Source organism: Variovorax sp. SRS16, from assembly GCF_901827165.1.
Classification (GTDB): Bacteria; Pseudomonadota; Gammaproteobacteria; order Burkholderiales; family Burkholderiaceae_C; genus Variovorax.
This window is the reverse complement of record NZ_LR594666.1, coordinates 3,631,449-3,645,115: the sequence shown is the minus strand read 5'-3', so window position 1 is coordinate 3,645,115 and position 13,667 is coordinate 3,631,449. Positions and strand designations below refer to the sequence as shown.

Annotated in this window: 14 protein-coding genes and 3 tRNA genes; 11 read left to right on the top strand and 6 right to left on the bottom strand. The window is 67.7% G+C overall.

The window, feature by feature from the left end:
- Nucleotides 1-4: 4 nt before the first annotated feature.
- From E5P2_RS17665 to E5P2_RS17630, 8 genes are all read left to right on the top strand, one after another.
- A complete protein-coding gene (locus E5P2_RS17665; RefSeq protein ID WP_162568409.1) occupies nucleotides 5-490 on the top strand; it encodes a CvpA family protein in 486 nt (161 codons plus the stop codon).
- A 12-nt stretch (nucleotides 491-502) separates the two neighbouring features.
- Nucleotides 503-2,017: an amidophosphoribosyltransferase gene (gene purF, locus E5P2_RS17660; protein ID WP_162568408.1), complete on the top strand. Its 1,515-nt coding sequence runs from the start codon at nucleotides 503-505 to the stop codon at nucleotides 2,015-2,017.
- A 14-nt stretch (nucleotides 2,018-2,031) separates the two neighbouring features.
- Nucleotides 2,032-3,255 carry an O-succinylhomoserine sulfhydrylase gene (locus E5P2_RS17655; RefSeq protein ID WP_162568407.1) on the top strand — a complete coding sequence of 408 codons (1,224 nt, stop codon included), beginning with the start codon at nucleotides 2,032-2,034 and terminating at the stop codon, nucleotides 3,253-3,255.
- Entirely contained in the window at nucleotides 3,252-4,643 is a 1,392-nt protein-coding gene (gene gltX, locus E5P2_RS17650) for a glutamate--tRNA ligase (protein WP_162568406.1), read from the top strand. Before E5P2_RS17655 ends, gltX begins: the two co-directional genes overlap by 4 nt.
- Before the next feature lie 34 nt (nucleotides 4,644-4,677).
- Nucleotides 4,678-4,753, top strand: a tRNA-Ala gene (locus E5P2_RS17645).
- Nucleotides 4,754-4,805: 52 nt separating this feature from the next.
- Nucleotides 4,806-4,881: transfer RNA gene (locus E5P2_RS17640), tRNA-Glu, on the top strand.
- Nucleotides 4,882-4,952: 71 nt separating this feature from the next.
- Nucleotides 4,953-5,029, top strand: a tRNA-Asp gene (locus E5P2_RS17635).
- Nucleotides 5,030-5,260: 231 nt separating this feature from the next.
- Complete coding sequence (locus E5P2_RS17630; RefSeq protein ID WP_232080736.1) at nucleotides 5,261-6,136, top strand: HpcH/HpaI aldolase/citrate lyase family protein; 876 nt, start codon at nucleotides 5,261-5,263, stop codon at nucleotides 6,134-6,136.
- A gap of 16 nt (nucleotides 6,137-6,152) precedes the next feature.
- Here E5P2_RS17630 and fdxA read toward each other — a convergent pair whose 3' ends face one another.
- The 4 genes from fdxA to E5P2_RS17610 form a co-directional block, all read right to left on the bottom strand.
- Entirely contained in the window at nucleotides 6,153-6,476 is a 324-nt protein-coding gene (gene fdxA, locus E5P2_RS17625) for a ferredoxin FdxA (protein ID WP_162568405.1), read from the bottom strand.
- Between the two features lie 23 nt (nucleotides 6,477-6,499).
- A complete protein-coding gene (locus E5P2_RS17620) occupies nucleotides 6,500-7,714 on the bottom strand; it encodes an NnrS family protein (protein ID WP_162568404.1) in 1,215 nt (404 codons plus the stop codon).
- A gap of 107 nt (nucleotides 7,715-7,821) precedes the next feature.
- Nucleotides 7,822-8,742, bottom strand: coding sequence for a GNAT family N-acetyltransferase (locus E5P2_RS17615; RefSeq protein ID WP_232080735.1), 921 nt, complete (start codon nucleotides 8,740-8,742; stop codon nucleotides 7,822-7,824).
- Nucleotides 8,743-8,785: 43 nt separating this feature from the next.
- Nucleotides 8,786-9,412 carry a hypothetical protein gene (locus E5P2_RS17610; protein WP_162568403.1) on the bottom strand — a complete coding sequence of 209 codons (627 nt, stop codon included), beginning with the start codon at nucleotides 9,410-9,412 and terminating at the stop codon, nucleotides 8,786-8,788.
- A 228-nt stretch (nucleotides 9,413-9,640) separates the two neighbouring features.
- On the opposite strand from E5P2_RS17610, the gene E5P2_RS17605 reads away from it, so the two are divergent.
- Genes E5P2_RS17605 through E5P2_RS17595 form a run of 3 tightly spaced genes read left to right on the top strand, consistent with a single transcriptional unit; the run spans nucleotide 9,641 to nucleotide 11,002 of the window.
- On the top strand, nucleotides 9,641-10,003 hold the full coding sequence (locus E5P2_RS17605; protein WP_162593395.1) for a response regulator: 363 nt from the start codon (nucleotides 9,641-9,643) through the stop codon (nucleotides 10,001-10,003).
- Nucleotides 10,000-10,677 (top strand): hypothetical protein, encoded by a 678-nt coding sequence (locus E5P2_RS17600; protein WP_162568401.1) that lies wholly within the window; start codon nucleotides 10,000-10,002, stop codon nucleotides 10,675-10,677. The genes E5P2_RS17605 and E5P2_RS17600 overlap by 4 nt, the downstream gene beginning before the upstream one ends.
- A 28-nt stretch (nucleotides 10,678-10,705) precedes the next feature.
- Nucleotides 10,706-11,002 (top strand): copper-binding protein, encoded by a 297-nt coding sequence (locus E5P2_RS17595; RefSeq protein ID WP_162568400.1) that lies wholly within the window; start codon nucleotides 10,706-10,708, stop codon nucleotides 11,000-11,002.
- 15 nt (nucleotides 11,003-11,017) lie between these two features.
- Here E5P2_RS17595 and cueR read toward each other — a convergent pair whose 3' ends face one another.
- Together cueR and E5P2_RS17585 are read right to left on the bottom strand one after the other, a co-directional pair.
- Nucleotides 11,018-11,434, bottom strand: coding sequence for a Cu(I)-responsive transcriptional regulator (gene cueR / locus E5P2_RS17590; RefSeq protein ID WP_162568399.1), 417 nt, complete (start codon nucleotides 11,432-11,434; stop codon nucleotides 11,018-11,020).
- Entirely contained in the window at nucleotides 11,431-13,656 is a 2,226-nt protein-coding gene (locus E5P2_RS17585) for a heavy metal translocating P-type ATPase (protein WP_232080734.1), read from the bottom strand. The genes cueR and E5P2_RS17585 overlap by 4 nt, the downstream gene beginning before the upstream one ends.
- Nucleotides 13,657-13,667: the final 11 nt, after the last annotated feature.

Sequence of the window (13,667 nt, the reverse complement as noted above, 5' to 3'; positions counted from 1 at the left end):
TGACGTGGCACCGCTCGACTGGATCGCCGTTGCGCTGCTGGTGATCTCGATGCTGCTGGGCCTGGTGCGAGGGCTGGTGTTCGAGGTGATCTCGCTGGCGGGCTGGGTGGTCGCGTTCCTGTGCGCGCAGTGGTTTGCGGAGGATGTGGCGCGCTGGCTGCCGTTCGGCGATCCGGCGGCCACATGGCGCTATGCGGCGGGTTTCGTGCTGGTGTTCGTGGGCGTCGCGTTCGGTGTGGGGCTGGTGGCCTCGCTGGTTCGCAAACTGGTCACGGTGATCGGGCTTCGGCCGGTGGATCGTCTGCTGGGTGCGGCCTTCGGCCTGGCGCGCGGTGCGGTCGCGCTGCTGGCGCTGGCGGTCGTGGTTCATTTGCTGGTCCTGAGCGACAGCGTCTGGTGGCGCGAATCGCGCAGCGCCATTGTTCTCGATGCGGCATTGCAGGGCCTGAAACCCGCGCTGCCTGAAAAGTTGGCAAGCTACCTGCCCTGAGAGGAAACGTTCATGTGTGGAATCGTCGGCGTTGTCAGCAGCGCCCCCGTCAATCAGCTGCTCTACGACGCGCTGCTGCTGTTGCAGCATCGCGGCCAGGATGCGGCCGGCATCGTCACGCTGCTCGAACGCAAGTTCTTCATGCACAAGGCCAAGGGCATGGTGCGGGACGTGTTCCGCACCCGCAACATGCGGGGCCTGCCGGGCGATATCGGCCTGGGCCAGGTGCGCTACCCCACCGCGGGCAATGCCTACAGCGAGGAAGAGGCGCAGCCCTTCTACGTCAACGCGCCCTTCGGCATCGTGCTCGTGCACAACGGCAACCTCACCAATGCGCATGCGTTGCGTGCCGAGCTGTTCTCCACCGACCATCGGCACACCAACACCGAAAGCGATTCCGAGGTGCTGCTCAACGTGCTCGCGCATGAGCTCGATCAGGCGACACGCGGCGGCCAGCTCAACTCGGCGACGGTGTTCGAAGCGGTGCGCCACGTGCATCGCCGGCTGCGCGGCTCCTATGCGGTCGTGGCGCTGATCGCCGGGCACGGCCTGCTCGCATTCCGCGACCCCTACGGCATCCGCCCGCTGGCCATGGGACGCAACGCCGACGGCACGGTGATGGTGGCGAGCGAATCGGTGGCGCTCGAAGGCTCGGGCCACGTGTTCGAACGCAACATCGCGCCGGGCGAGGCGGTGTTCATCGACCTGCAGGGCCAGGTGCATGCCGAGCAGTGCGCCGAGGCGCCGACGCTCAACCCCTGCATTTTCGAGTTCGTCTACCTCGCGCGGCCCGACTCGGTGCTCGACGGCATCTCGGTCTACCAGGCGCGCCTGAATCTCGGCGAGACGCTGGCCAAGCGCGTGGTGTCGACGGTGCCGCCGAGCGACATCGACGTGATCATCCCGATCCCCGAATCGAGCCGGCCGAGCGCGACGCAGCTGGCGCACCTGCTCGGCATCCCCTATCGCGAAGGCTTCGTCAAGAACCGCTACGTGGGCCGCACCTTCATCATGCCGGGCCAGGGCGTGCGCAAGAAGTCGGTGCGCCAGAAGCTCAACGTGATCGCGAGCGAATTCAAGGGCCGCAACGTGCTGCTGGTCGACGACTCGATCGTGCGCGGCACCACCAGCCGCGAGATCGTGCAGATGGCGCGCGATGCGGGCGCGCGCAAGGTCTATCTCGCCAGCGCCGCGCCGCCGGTGCGCTTTCCGAACGTCTACGGCATCGACATGCCGACCAAGGACGAGCTGGTGGCGCACGACCGCAGCATCGAGGAGATCCGCCAGCTGATCGGCTGCGACGCGCTGATCTACCAGGACGTCGAGGGCATGAAGCGCGCGATCCTGAAGGCCGCGCCGAGCGCGCCGGCGCTCAAGCTCGACGGCTTCGATGCCTCGTGCTTCGACGGCGTCTACGTGACCGGCGACATCGATACCGAAGCCATCACACGCATGAACGGCAACCGCCCGCGCATCGAGGAGAACGAGGAAGACTCGTCGCGCCTCGCGCTGCCCAACCTGAGTTGAAAGTCGAACCACCCGTGACCGACCGATCCCTGCCCGCCGGCCTGCACCGCGACACCCTCGCGGTGCGCACCGCGCTCGACCGCAGCCAGTACGGCGAGAACTCCGAGGCGCTGTTCCTGTCGAGCAGCTTCGTGCAGCCCGATGCCGAGACCTCGGCGCGCCGCTTCGCCGGTACCGAGGAAGGCTTTACGTACACGCGAACCTCGAACCCGACCGTGAGCAGTTTCGAGCGCCGCCTTGCCGCGCTCGAAGGCACCGAGGCCGCCGTCGGCGCATCGAGCGGGATGGGCGCGATCCTGATGATGTGCATGGGCCTGCTCAAGGCGGGCGACCACGTCGTGTGCTCGCGCTCGGTGTTCGGCTCCACGCTCAACCTGATCGGCCGCGAGTTCGGCAAGTTCGGCGTCGAGACGACCTTCGTCTCGCAGACCGACGTCGCCGAATGGAAGGCCGCGGTGCGGCCGACCACCAGGCTGCTCTTCGCCGAGACGCCGACCAATCCGCTGACCGACGTGTGCGACATCCGCGCGCTGGCGGACGTGGCGCACGACGCGGGCGCGCTGCTGGCGGTCGACAACTGCTTCTGCTCGCCGGCCCTGCAGCGGCCGACCGAGTGGGGCGCCGACCTCGTCATCCATTCGGGCACCAAGTACCTCGATGGCCAGGGTCGTGTGCTGGCGGGCGCGATCTGCGGCCCGCAGAAGCTGATCGACGTGTTCGCCACCGTGGTCCGCACCGCGGGCATGGCCTTGTCGCCCTTCAATGCGTGGGTCGTGCTGAAGGGGCTCGAAACGCTGGGCATCCGCATGCAGGCCCATTGCACCCATGCGCTCGCGCTCGCGCAATGGCTCGAGACGCAGCCCGGCGTGGGTCGTGTCCACTACCCCGGCTTGCCCTCGCACCCGCAGCACGAACTGGCCATGCGCCAGCAGGCGGGGCAGGGCGGCGCGGTCGTGTCCTTCGACGTGCGCGGCGCGCCGTCCGACGACACGCCCGAGACCGCGCGCGCCAACGCCTTCCACGTGATCGACAGCACGCGTGTGCTGAGCATCACCGCCAACCTCGGCGACACCAAGACCACCATCACCCATCCGGCCACCACCTCGCACGGGCGCCTGTCCGAAGCGCAGCGGCAGGCGGCCGGCATCGGTCAGGGCCTGATCCGCGTCGCGGTCGGGCTCGACCATATCGACGACATCAAGGCCGACTTGTTGCGCGGCCTCGGCACCCTCGCATGACATCACAGAAGACCCGCACCCGTTTCGCTCCCTCGCCGACCGGCTTCATCCACCTCGGCAACATCCGCTCGGCGCTCTACCCATGGGCCTTCGCGCGCTCCACCGGCGGCGACTTCATCCTGCGCATCGAGGACACCGACGTCGAGCGTTCCACGCAGGCGGCGGTCGACGTGATCCTCGAAGGCATGCAGTGGCTCGGCCTCGATCATGACGAGGGCCCGTACTACCAGATGCAGCGCATGGACCGCTACAAGATGGTGCTGGCCGAGTTGCAGGCCGCGGGCCAGGTCTACCCCTGCTACATGAGCGTGGCCGAACTCGACGCGTTGCGCGAGCGGCAGATGGTGGCCAAGCAGAAGCCGCGCTACGACGGCACCTGGCGCCCCGAGCCCGGCAAGACGCTGCCGCCAGTACCGCCGGGCGTGCAGCCGGTGCTGCGCTTTCGCAATCCGCAGGGCGGCGCGGTGGCGTGGGACGACAAGGTCAAGGGCCGCATCGAGGTCAGCAACGACGAGCTCGACGATCTCGTGATCGCGCGCCCCGACGGTACGCCGACCTACAACTTCTGCGTCGTGGTCGACGACATCGACATGGCCATCACGCACGTGATCCGCGGTGACGACCACGTGAACAACACGCCGCGCCAGATCAACATCTTCCGCGCGCTCGGCAAGGAGCCGCCGGTCTACGCGCACCTGCCCACGGTGCTGAACGAGCAGGGCGAGAAGCTGAGCAAGCGCACCGGCGCCAAGCCCGTCACGCAGTTCCGTGACGAAGGCTATTTGCCCGATGCGATGGTCAACTACCTCGCGCGTCTCGGCTGGAGCCACGGCGACGACGAGATCTTCACGCGCGCTCAGTTCATCGAGTGGTTCAACCTCGATCATCTGGGCCGCAGTGCGGCGCAGTTCGATGAGGCGAAGCTGCGCTGGGTCAATGCGCAGCATCTGAAGGCGATGGCCGACGATGCGCTGGCGCCGCTGGTCGCAGCGCAACTGCAGCAGCGCGGCATCGCCGCCGACGAGCGGCTGCCCGCGATCTGCGGACTCTTCAAGGATCGCTGCGACACCACGGTCGCGCTCGCGAACTGGGCCGCGGCCTTCTACGCCGACGTGGCGCCAAGCGAAGCCGATCGCGCGCAGCACCTGACCGACGCGGTGCGCCCCGCGATCGCCATGCTGGCGGACAAGCTCGCGGGCGTCGCATGGGACAAGGCCGGCATCGCAGCCGCCATCAAGGAAGTGCTCGCGGCGCATGGCTTCAAGATGCCTGTGCTCGCGATGCCGGTGCGCGTGCTCGTGATGGGAACGCCGCAGACGCCATCGCTCGATGCGGTGCTCGCGCTGTTTTCTCGTGAAACAGTGTTGGCACGTTTGAAAACAGCCTGATTTCTCAGGCTATAATTCGAGGCTCGACACCCGAGGGGGTATAGCTCAGCTGGGAGAGCGCTTGCATGGCATGCAAGAGGTCAGCGGTTCGATCCCGCTTACCTCCACCATCAGGGCGTCGAGAAGAACAAGCGCTGATCGCAGCGCGGTTCCTAAGGTTTTGACCCTATCGTCTAGAGGCCTAGGACACCACCCTTTCACGGTGGCTACCGGGGTTCGAATCCCCGTAGGGTCGCCAGTTTTCACTGCAAGGTGAAGCGGGCACAAGTCACAGCACTTGGCTCCAATCGGAGCGAACGTTGTCTACCAGGAGTGGTAGTTCAGTTGGTTAGAATACCGGCCTGTCACGCCGGGGGTCGCGGGTTCGAGTCCCGTCCACTCCGCCAGAACTTCGGCCTTCAGAGGGAAACCTCTGAGGGCCTTGTCGTTTCTGGGCTTTCCCCTCGAAATTTTCCCTACATTGCATCGGACCCGCACCCGCACCTGCGAGAGCGCAAGGCGCTGGCAGCGCGCGGACCTCGAGGCACGAGAGGTCGTCCTGCGAGCAAACTCATCTACCATCCAACGAAGAACGAAAGGAATGCTTCTTGAAGGACGCCATCACGACCACGCAATCCATGGACAGCGGCGCTTCTGCCGGATCACGAATTCGCGAGATGTCGTCTTCGACCGAGGCCCCGATGGATCGCGTCGCGCGCAGCCTGCTGTTCGTTCCAGGCGATCGGCCGGAGCGTTTCGACAAGGCCATGGCGAGCGGTGCGCACGCAGTGATCCTCGATCTGGAGGACGCCGTCGCGCCCGACGCCAAGGCTTCCGCGCGCGAAACCGTGGGCGCTTGGCTTGCTGCGGGACGCCACGCAATCGTTCGCATCAATGCCGCGGACACCGGCTGGTACGACGATGACCTGCGCATGCTCCAGTCGGCATCGGGTGCCAGCCTGATGCTGGCCAAGGCCGATGGCGACTCGCTCGCGCGCACGGCCCGTGCATTGCCCGGCCGGCCGCTCATCGCGCTGATCGAAACCGTGTCCGCGTACCTGGACCTGCGGCAATTTGCAAAGACTCCGGGCCTGGTGCGGCTGGCGTTCGGAAGCGTGGATTTCGCCGTCGAAAGTGGCATCGCGGACGAGGGCGAGGCGATGACAGGCATTCGCACCCGGATCGCGCTGGAATCCGTGCACGCGGGGCTTGCTGCACCGATCGACGGTGTCAGTCTGGAGTTGAGCAATGCAGAGCGGATGCGCTCGGACGCCTTGCGCTCGCGGCAGCTCGGTTTCGGCGGCAAGCTCTGCATCCATCCCCGGCAGGTTGCCGCGGTCAACGCGGCCTTCGAGCCGACACCCGCGGAGCTGGCGTGGGCGCAGCACGTGCTCGCCGCCTTCGAGGCCAGCCGGGGCGGCGCGACGACCGTGGACGGCAAGATGGTCGACAAGCCCGTCGTCGAACGGGCCAGGCGCATCGTTGCCTCGGGTCGTCCCGCCGGCGCCGCCTAGATGGCCAACCACGGCGTCACCGCGCCAACAGGTGAAGCTTTGTCTTGACCTGGGCCCATTCTTCCGCGTCGGGCAGTGCGCCCTTGCTGCGAACGATGGGCTTCCAGAGGCTCGCCAGTTCCACGTTGAGTTCGATGAAGTGGGCCTGGTCGGGCGGGACGTCCCGATCGGCAAAGATCGCGTTGACCGGGCATTCGGCCACGCACAGCGCGCAGTCGATGCAATCGTCGGGTTCGATGGCCAGGAAGTTCGGGCCTTCGCGAAACGCGTCGGTCGGGCAGACGTGCACACAGTCCGTGTACTTGCACCGGATGCAACTCTCGGTCACGACGTAGGTCATGCGAATCCACCATGCGCCCGGCGTCACGATCGCTTGATCAGCACCTTCGCCGGGCCGCCGCGTTCGGGGACGGGCCGAATCATCATCGGCACGAAGCGCCACAGATAGAGGGCGAAGGCGCCGATCCACGCAACGGCCGCAAGCTGGAGCGCGACCCAGCTGGCGTTCGACAGCGCCAGCGCGATCAGTCGCAGGACGAATGCCGCCAGCATCAGGCAATAGCATGCCTTCGACATCCGATCGAGCACCAGGGGCCGGCCCAGGTGGCCCAGTGCGGTGCGCGTCATCATGCCCACGATGAGCACGGAAAAGCCGCCGATCGCAAGGACGTGGACGTGAATCGCCGCGCGCTCGATCAAGCCCAGGGAATGCAATGCGGCAAGCAGCAGCCCGATGCCCAGGCATGCATGGCCCACATAGAGAATCCAGAGAATCGGGCGGCGCCGGACCGCGAGCGGCTTCCAGTCGAGCAACTGCACTCCGCACAGGAAGGCCGTGCATGCGAGTGCCAGTGCCAGCGCGAAATGCCATTGCAGCAGCGTGAACAGCACGGCCAGTGCGCCTGCTGCCAGCTGCCACTGTCCGCTGCGCTCGTGCATCGGAATCTTCAGTCCTTCGACGGCTCTCATTGCGAAGAACGGAATCACCCGCCGTGTGATGAGCAGCGCGATGACGGCCATGCACAGCAAGCCTGCATCGAAACGCTGCATCAGCAGCGAATAGTCGCCTTGCCAGGCGGCCAGCAAATAGAGGCCGTCCGCCGCGCCGAGCGCGAGGACCAGCCACGGGATCCCGTAGTTGCGCCGGTTTCTGGCGGTGTGAACGGCACGCCCGAGCGCCGCAGCGGCCAGCGCGAAGAAGGTCAGTTCGCTGGCCGCAGCGATCACGAACCCCAGCGGCGACGCGCACAGGAAGCCGATGCGCGCGATCGCCCAGAGCAGGCACGCCAGGGCCAGGGTCTTGCCGTGCATCGGGTTGATGCCCGTCCACGTGGCGCCGGCCGTCATCAGGAAGCCCACCGCCATGGTCGCCACGAAGCCCCACAGCATTTCGTGCGCATGCCAGGCCGGTCCTGCCAGCGTTCCCGATGCAAGCCGGGGCGCGAAGATCCAGATGCCGATCGAGGCGGCGGCCCAGAAGGTGCCGGCCGGATAGAGCGGCCGGAATCCCATGCCGAGAAACGCCGACAACTGCGGCTGCGGACGCTGCGTTGTCTGGAGCGGCTCTGGGTTTTGCATGGCGTCTTAAGATCTATTTTTAATAGATCTTAAGACAAACCTGCCTGCAGATCAATCAGGGTCGCGCGAGTCCTGGATGGAAAACGGCCCGGCCCACTCCGCCGAAGTCACATGAAACCCGGATTGCGAGGCAGGTATCGGTTCCAGTCGCCAACGGCCTGCGCGGACATCAGCACCATCGGAAGCGTGATGCGCATCCCATGCGCGATGGCGACACCCAGCGTCGCGCTGACGCCGGGAAGGAATGCCGACACATTCGGCGCGCCGCTCTGCGCCGCCAGGTGCAACGCGGCCCGGAACGCCTCGCCGCAAGCCTCGGGATGCGTGACCGCCAGTGGCCCGACATGCCCGTCGGCACTGACGTAGGCATAGCCGACGCGATCGGTGCCTGCATGGAGGATGACGCCGCGCATCGCGTGGTCGTGGATCAAGTACCTGTGATGCTTCTCGCGCGACACGCCCAGGGCCCCGGCATCGATCCTGGCAAGGCTCTCCAGATCGGAAGCGGTGTCTTCGAGCGGAACGCAGCGAAGTTGTGTGCCTTGCAAATGAAGCGCCAAGGTCTGTGCATTGACCTTCAACAAGTAGATCGGAAGCCGCGGGAACAGTCCGTGCCGGATATAGAGCCCTTGCGATACCGTGTTGAAGGTGAATGTGATCAGCGCCTTGCGGGTGCTGGCCGCCTTTTGCGCATGCGCCAGCGCTCGCGTCAGTAGCTCATTGCCGATGCCGCGCCCCTGGTGAGCCGGAGACACGAACAATTCCGAGAGAAACCACAGGTCACCGCAGACCCAGCTGTGGGTGAAGCCCAGGATCTGCCCCGCCTCTTCGGCCACCCACAGCCCATCCGGATCGTCCTGCAGCGAAAAGTTCTGGAAATGAGGCGGGCGCAAGCTGGCCATCCGGCCGAAGCCATGCCGTTCGCAGAGGTCGTTGATGCTGGAAACGACGAGCTCCTCGGCGCGTCCCAGTTCCTCGGCATGAGCGGGTCGGAAGACGACTGGCATGGGCGGCTCCTTCAAGGACATGGCCGGCGGGCCTGGGCACCGGCGCGACAGCAGCACCTGCAGCTTACATGCGTGAGGGCGCATCGTGCGCCCCGATCAACGCGCAGTAGGCCCGGCGCGTCTCCGGCGCCACCGCGTCGATCAACTGCGCATACGAGGTCTTGTGCCGGGCCAGCATGCGCGCGGAGGCGACGGTCTTCGAGCGGCAGAACCAGTGGCAGGTGTGCTGCATGAGGAACAGCTCGGCCGACATGAGGAAGGCATTGCTCTTCGGTGGCCGGCCCAGGCTGTTCTTTGCCGCGCTGTCGATGCCCTGGGCATGGATCGCGAAAACCCGGCGCGCGTCGAAGGTCAGGGCCGGGAACAGCCGGTCGGCATAGGGGACGGCCACGGCGAGCCTGCTGACGCGCGTGTCGGCCTCGGCGAGGCGGGAAAAATCCGCGACGAAGCTGTTGAACTGCGTCGCCAGCGCTTCTTCCGTCGTGTTCAGCAGGCGCCATATCTGCGTGCGGCGCTCGGGATCGTCTTCGCCGAGGCAGCGCAGGTAGCCCTCGGTCAGACTTTCCATCAGCCGCTCGATCTGGTACTTGCCGAGATGGCTTCCCAGGAGGGCGATGCGGCGGCTCTGATCTCTGGCCCGGAGGATGTAGGCGCCGATGACGATCAGCGTCACCAGGGTGAGGATTTCCATGGCGGGGGCAGGGTGTTGTGGATGCGGCAGTCCAGTGTAGTGAGCGCAGCGCAAGCACGAGATGCCGTGAACAGGCCGATCCATGGCGAGCCGCCGCGCAAGCCAGCCAGCCAGCCAGCCAGCCAGGGTCGCACCGAAATCGGCCCTGCGCTTCAACATTGGCAAATTGCCTACGCGCGTTCGCGCTTTGGCCTCCGATACTCTGAGGCTTTTTCCGAGGCACGTGCTGTGAACGTACTGATCGTCGACGACAACGAGGCCGCGGCTGACCTTCTGCAGGAGCTGCTGGCGCTTCAGGACCACGGCGCGCGTTGTGCCTACACGGCGCAGCAGGCCATGGATGCGGCCGCGCAGCAGGCCTTCGACGTCGCGCTGATCGATCTCACGCTGCCCGATTTTCCGGGGCACGAGGTCGCGCGCAGGCTGCGTGCCGGCGCCGCGGGCAAGCCCTTGTTGCTGGTGGCCATCTCGGGCTTCGCGGCCGATGAATCGCCGGAGGCCTCCGAGGCCGGCCTGTTCGACCACCACCTGCAAAAGCCGATCGACTTCGAAACGCTCGACCGCATCCTGGCGGCGTACGCCGCGCAATGAAGGCATCCCCCGGGGCCCGCAGCTGGATCGCCGCCGGCGTGCGTCACGAGCTGCTCACGCGCGTGCTGCCGGCGCTGCGCCACGACATGGCCGCGCCGATGTCGGTGATCCGCATGGGCCTGCTCATGCTCAAGCGGCAGGCCTCGGCGCCGGCCGTCGACGAGGCGGCCTGGGAAGAGCGCATCGCCCTGGTCGAGGACCAGGTCGTCGCGCTGGTCAGCGGCGTGCGCTCGCTGCGCGACTGGGAGCTCGCGGTCAGCGACGACGGCATCACCCGCAGCGCGCTGGTGGCGCAGTGCACGGGGCTGATGCGCACGGCCTTCGAGTTCAGCGGCATCGGCCTCCAGGTCGGTGACGGACTCGAGCCCGAAGAGGCCGAGCCGCGCTTTCCTGCCGGCGCCGCCATGCGCTACATGTTCCTCGGCGCGCTGAGCTATCTGCACGACAGTGCGCCGCAGATCAGCGCCATCCGCGTCGAGGCCGAGGGTGCCGACGCATTGCGCTTCACCGCGGCGCCCGGCGCCTCCGACGCTGCGGACCCGATGAAGCAGGCGCACCGCGCGCCGCGCAAGCTGGCGATCGATGTCATCGCGTTGCAGTCGCTCGCCGACGATCTCGGCTATGCGGTGGCGGTCGATCGCCACACGGTGCGGCTGACACTCGCGCCGGCCTGATCCGCGCCGGACATTGTCGAAAGTCCTCATGCCGAAACCTCACCAGAAGATCCTCGCCGCGACCTTGCTCGCGCTCGCGGGCATCGCCCACGCGCAGGCGCCGGACCTGAGCGACGGCGAGGTCCGCAAGGTCGAGAAGGACCGCGGCCTGCTCACCCTCAGGCACGGGCCGCTCAAGAACCTCGACATGCCCGGCATGACGATGATGTTCAAGGTCAGGGACCCCGGCATGCTCGACGCCGTGCATGTCGGCGACAAGGTCCATTTCAAGGCCGAGATGGTTGACGGCAGCCTCACGGTCACGCAGATCGAACCGGCGCGCTGAAGCCGCGCGGCGGACTCAGTCCGCCAGCTCGTCGAGGATCGGGCAATCCGGCCGCTGATCGCCATGGCAGCAGTCGGCCAGGCGCTCCAGCGTGCGCTTCATCGCGGCCATTTCCTCGATGCGCCGGCTGAGGTCGGCCGCATGGGCGAGCGCGATGCGCTTCACGTCCGCGCTCGCGCGGCGCCTGTTCTGCCACAGCTTGAGCAGCTCCGCGATCTCCGCCATGCCGAAGCCGAGCGCCCGCGCGCGCCGGATGAAGCGCAGCGTGTGCACGTCGTTGTCGGTGTACTGCCGGTAGCCCGCGTCGGTGCGGTTCACGCGGGGCACCAGCCCCAGCGATTCGTAGTGCCGCACCATCTTGGCCGAGACGCCCGAGCGTGCCGCCGCCTGGCCGATGTTGAAGGGCGCCGCCGCCGTGTCCGAGTGGTTCATCGCGCGTTTCCTTTCCAGCGCCGCAGCAGCAGCGCATTGCCCACCACGCTCACGCTGCTGAAGGCCATGGCCGCGCCGGCGATCACCGGGTTCAGCAGGCCGAAGGCCGCCAGCGGAATGCCCACCGCGTTGTAGACGAAGGCCCAGAACAGGTTCTGCCGGATCTTGGCGTAGGTGCGGCGCGAGATGTCGATCGCATCGCCGACCAGCGCCGGATCGCCGCGCATCAGCGTGATGCCGGCCGCGTGCATCGCGACATCGGTGCCGGTCGACATCGCGATGCCCACATCGGCCGCGGCCAGCGCCGGCGCATCGTTGATGCCGTCGCCCACCATCGCCACGCGCTCGCCGCCGGCCTTCAACTGCATCACGATCGTGGCCTTGTCGCCGGGCAGGACTTCGGCGCGCACGGTGTCGATCTTCAGCATCCGGGCGATGGCCTCGGCGCTGCCGCGGTTGTCGCCGGTGACGAGCACCGTGCGGATGCCTTGCGCATGCAGGCCGCGGATGGCGTCGGCCGCGCTGGCCTTGGGCGCGTCGCCGAAGGCCAGCAGGCCGATCAGCGCAGGACTCCCGCTCACGTCCGCCAGCCAGGACACGGTGCGTCCCTCGGCCTGCAGCTGCGATGCGCGCGCATCGAGCCGGCCCAGCGGCACGGACAGCTCGTGCATGAAGCGGGTGCTGCCCAGTCGCAGCGCGCGGCTCTCGACGACGGCCTCCATGCCGCGCCCGGCCACGGCCTGCACGCCGCTCGCGCGCGGCACCTCGATGTCCGCCTTTTGCGCCGCCGCAAGAACGGCGTGCGCGAGCGGATGTTCGCTGCCGGCCTGGATGGCGGCGCTGGCGCGCAGCAGGGCCGCGGCATCGCCATCGACCGCCTCGAAGGCCAGCAGCTCGGGCCGGCCTTCGGTCAGCGTGCCGGTCTTGTCGAAAGCCACGACGCGGATGCCGTGCGCCACTTCGAGCGCTTCGGCGTCCTTGATCAGGATGCCGTGGCGCGCCGCGACGCCGGTGCCGGCCATGATCGCGGTCGGCGTCGCCAGCCCGAGCGCGCAGGGGCAGGCGATCACCAGCACCGCGACCGCGTTGAGGATCGCGGTCTCCCAGTCGCCGCCTGCGAAGCCCCAGCCCAGCAGCGTCAGCAGCGCGAGGCCGATGACCACGGGCACGAACACGCTGCTCACGCGATCGACCAGGCGCTGGATCGGCGCCTTCTCGGCCTGCGCCGATTCGACCTGCCGCACGATGCGCGCGAGCGTCGATTCGGCGCCCACGGCGGTCGTGCGCAGCAGCAGCAGGCCCGAGCCGTTGACCGCGCCGCCCGTCACGGGGTCGTCGGCCTGTCTGGCGACCGGCAGGCTCTCGCCGGTGATCAGGGATTCGTCGATCTCGCTGCGGCCTTCGATCACCCGGCCATCCACGGGCACGCGTTCGCCGGGCCGCACCACCACCAGGTCGCCGACCTTCACCTCGGCAATGGGCACGTCCTGCTCGATGCCGTCGCGGCGCACGCGGGCGCGCTCGGGCCGCAGCGCATTCAGCGCGCGGATCGCTTCGGTGGTCTGGCGCTTGGCCCGCGTTTCCAGCCACTTGCCGAGCAGCACAAGGGTGATCACGATCGACGAGGCTTCGAAGTAGAGGTGTGGCATGCCGCCGCTGCCCGCGTGCTTCCAGAGCAGGTAGAGGCTCAGGCCGTAGGCGGCCGTGGTGCCGAGCGCCACCAGCAGGTCCATGTTGCCGGCGCCGGCGCGCAGGGCCTTCCACCCGGCGCGGTAGAAGCGCGCGCCGAGCCAGAACTGGACCGGCGTCGCGAGCGCGAATTGCAGCCAGCCGTCGAGCATCCATTCCCTGCCGAAGAGGAGGCCGAGCATCGGCAGCGCGAGCGGCACCGAGAGGACCGCGGCCGCGACCACGGGACCGCTGCCGGCCCAGCCGCTGGTCGGCGCCACGGCTTCGTTCGCGCTTTCGTCGACGGCATGCGCCGCGTAGCCGGCCTCCTGCACAGCCTCGATCAGCGCGGCCACCGCGGTCCCGGGGTCGGCCAGCCGGACCTGCGCCTTCTCGGTCGCCAGGTTGACGGTGGCCGAACTGACGCCGGGCACGCGCGCCAGCGCCTTCTCGACGCGCGCCACGCAGGACGCGCAGCTCATTCCCTCGATCTGCAGCGACCATTCGCTGGAATCGGTGCCGCCGGCGGCCGGCAGTGCCACGCTGTTGCTCATCGAACTCACAC

Bases quoted from the DNA above. Each gene is read 5' to 3' on its own strand.
- purF (WP_162568408.1), top strand. From the start codon at position 503: ATGTGTGGAATCGTCGGCGTTGTCAGCAGCGCCCCCGTCAATCAGCTG.
- gltX (WP_162568406.1), top strand. From the start codon at position 3,252: ATGACATCACAGAAGACCCGCACCCGTTTCGCTCCCTCGCCGACCGGC.
- E5P2_RS17630 (WP_232080736.1), top strand. From the start codon at position 5,261: ATGGACAGCGGCGCTTCTGCCGGATCACGAATTCGCGAGATGTCGTCT.
- fdxA (WP_162568405.1), bottom strand. From the start codon at position 6,476: ATGACCTACGTCGTGACCGAGAGTTGCATCCGGTGCAAGTACACGGAC.
- E5P2_RS17620 (WP_162568404.1), bottom strand. From the start codon at position 7,714: ATGCAAAACCCAGAGCCGCTCCAGACAACGCAGCGTCCGCAGCCGCAG.
- E5P2_RS17615 (WP_232080735.1), bottom strand. From the start codon at position 8,742: ATGTCCTTGAAGGAGCCGCCCATGCCAGTCGTCTTCCGACCCGCTCAT.
- E5P2_RS17610 (WP_162568403.1), bottom strand. From the start codon at position 9,412: ATGGAAATCCTCACCCTGGTGACGCTGATCGTCATCGGCGCCTACATC.
- E5P2_RS17600 (WP_162568401.1), top strand. From the start codon at position 10,000: ATGAAGGCATCCCCCGGGGCCCGCAGCTGGATCGCCGCCGGCGTGCGT.
- E5P2_RS17595 (WP_162568400.1), top strand. From the start codon at position 10,706: ATGCCGAAACCTCACCAGAAGATCCTCGCCGCGACCTTGCTCGCGCTC.
- cueR (WP_162568399.1), bottom strand. From the start codon at position 11,434: ATGAACCACTCGGACACGGCGGCGGCGCCCTTCAACATCGGCCAGGCG.
- E5P2_RS17585 (WP_232080734.1), bottom strand. From the start codon at position 13,656: ATGAGCAACAGCGTGGCACTGCCGGCCGCCGGCGGCACCGATTCCAGC.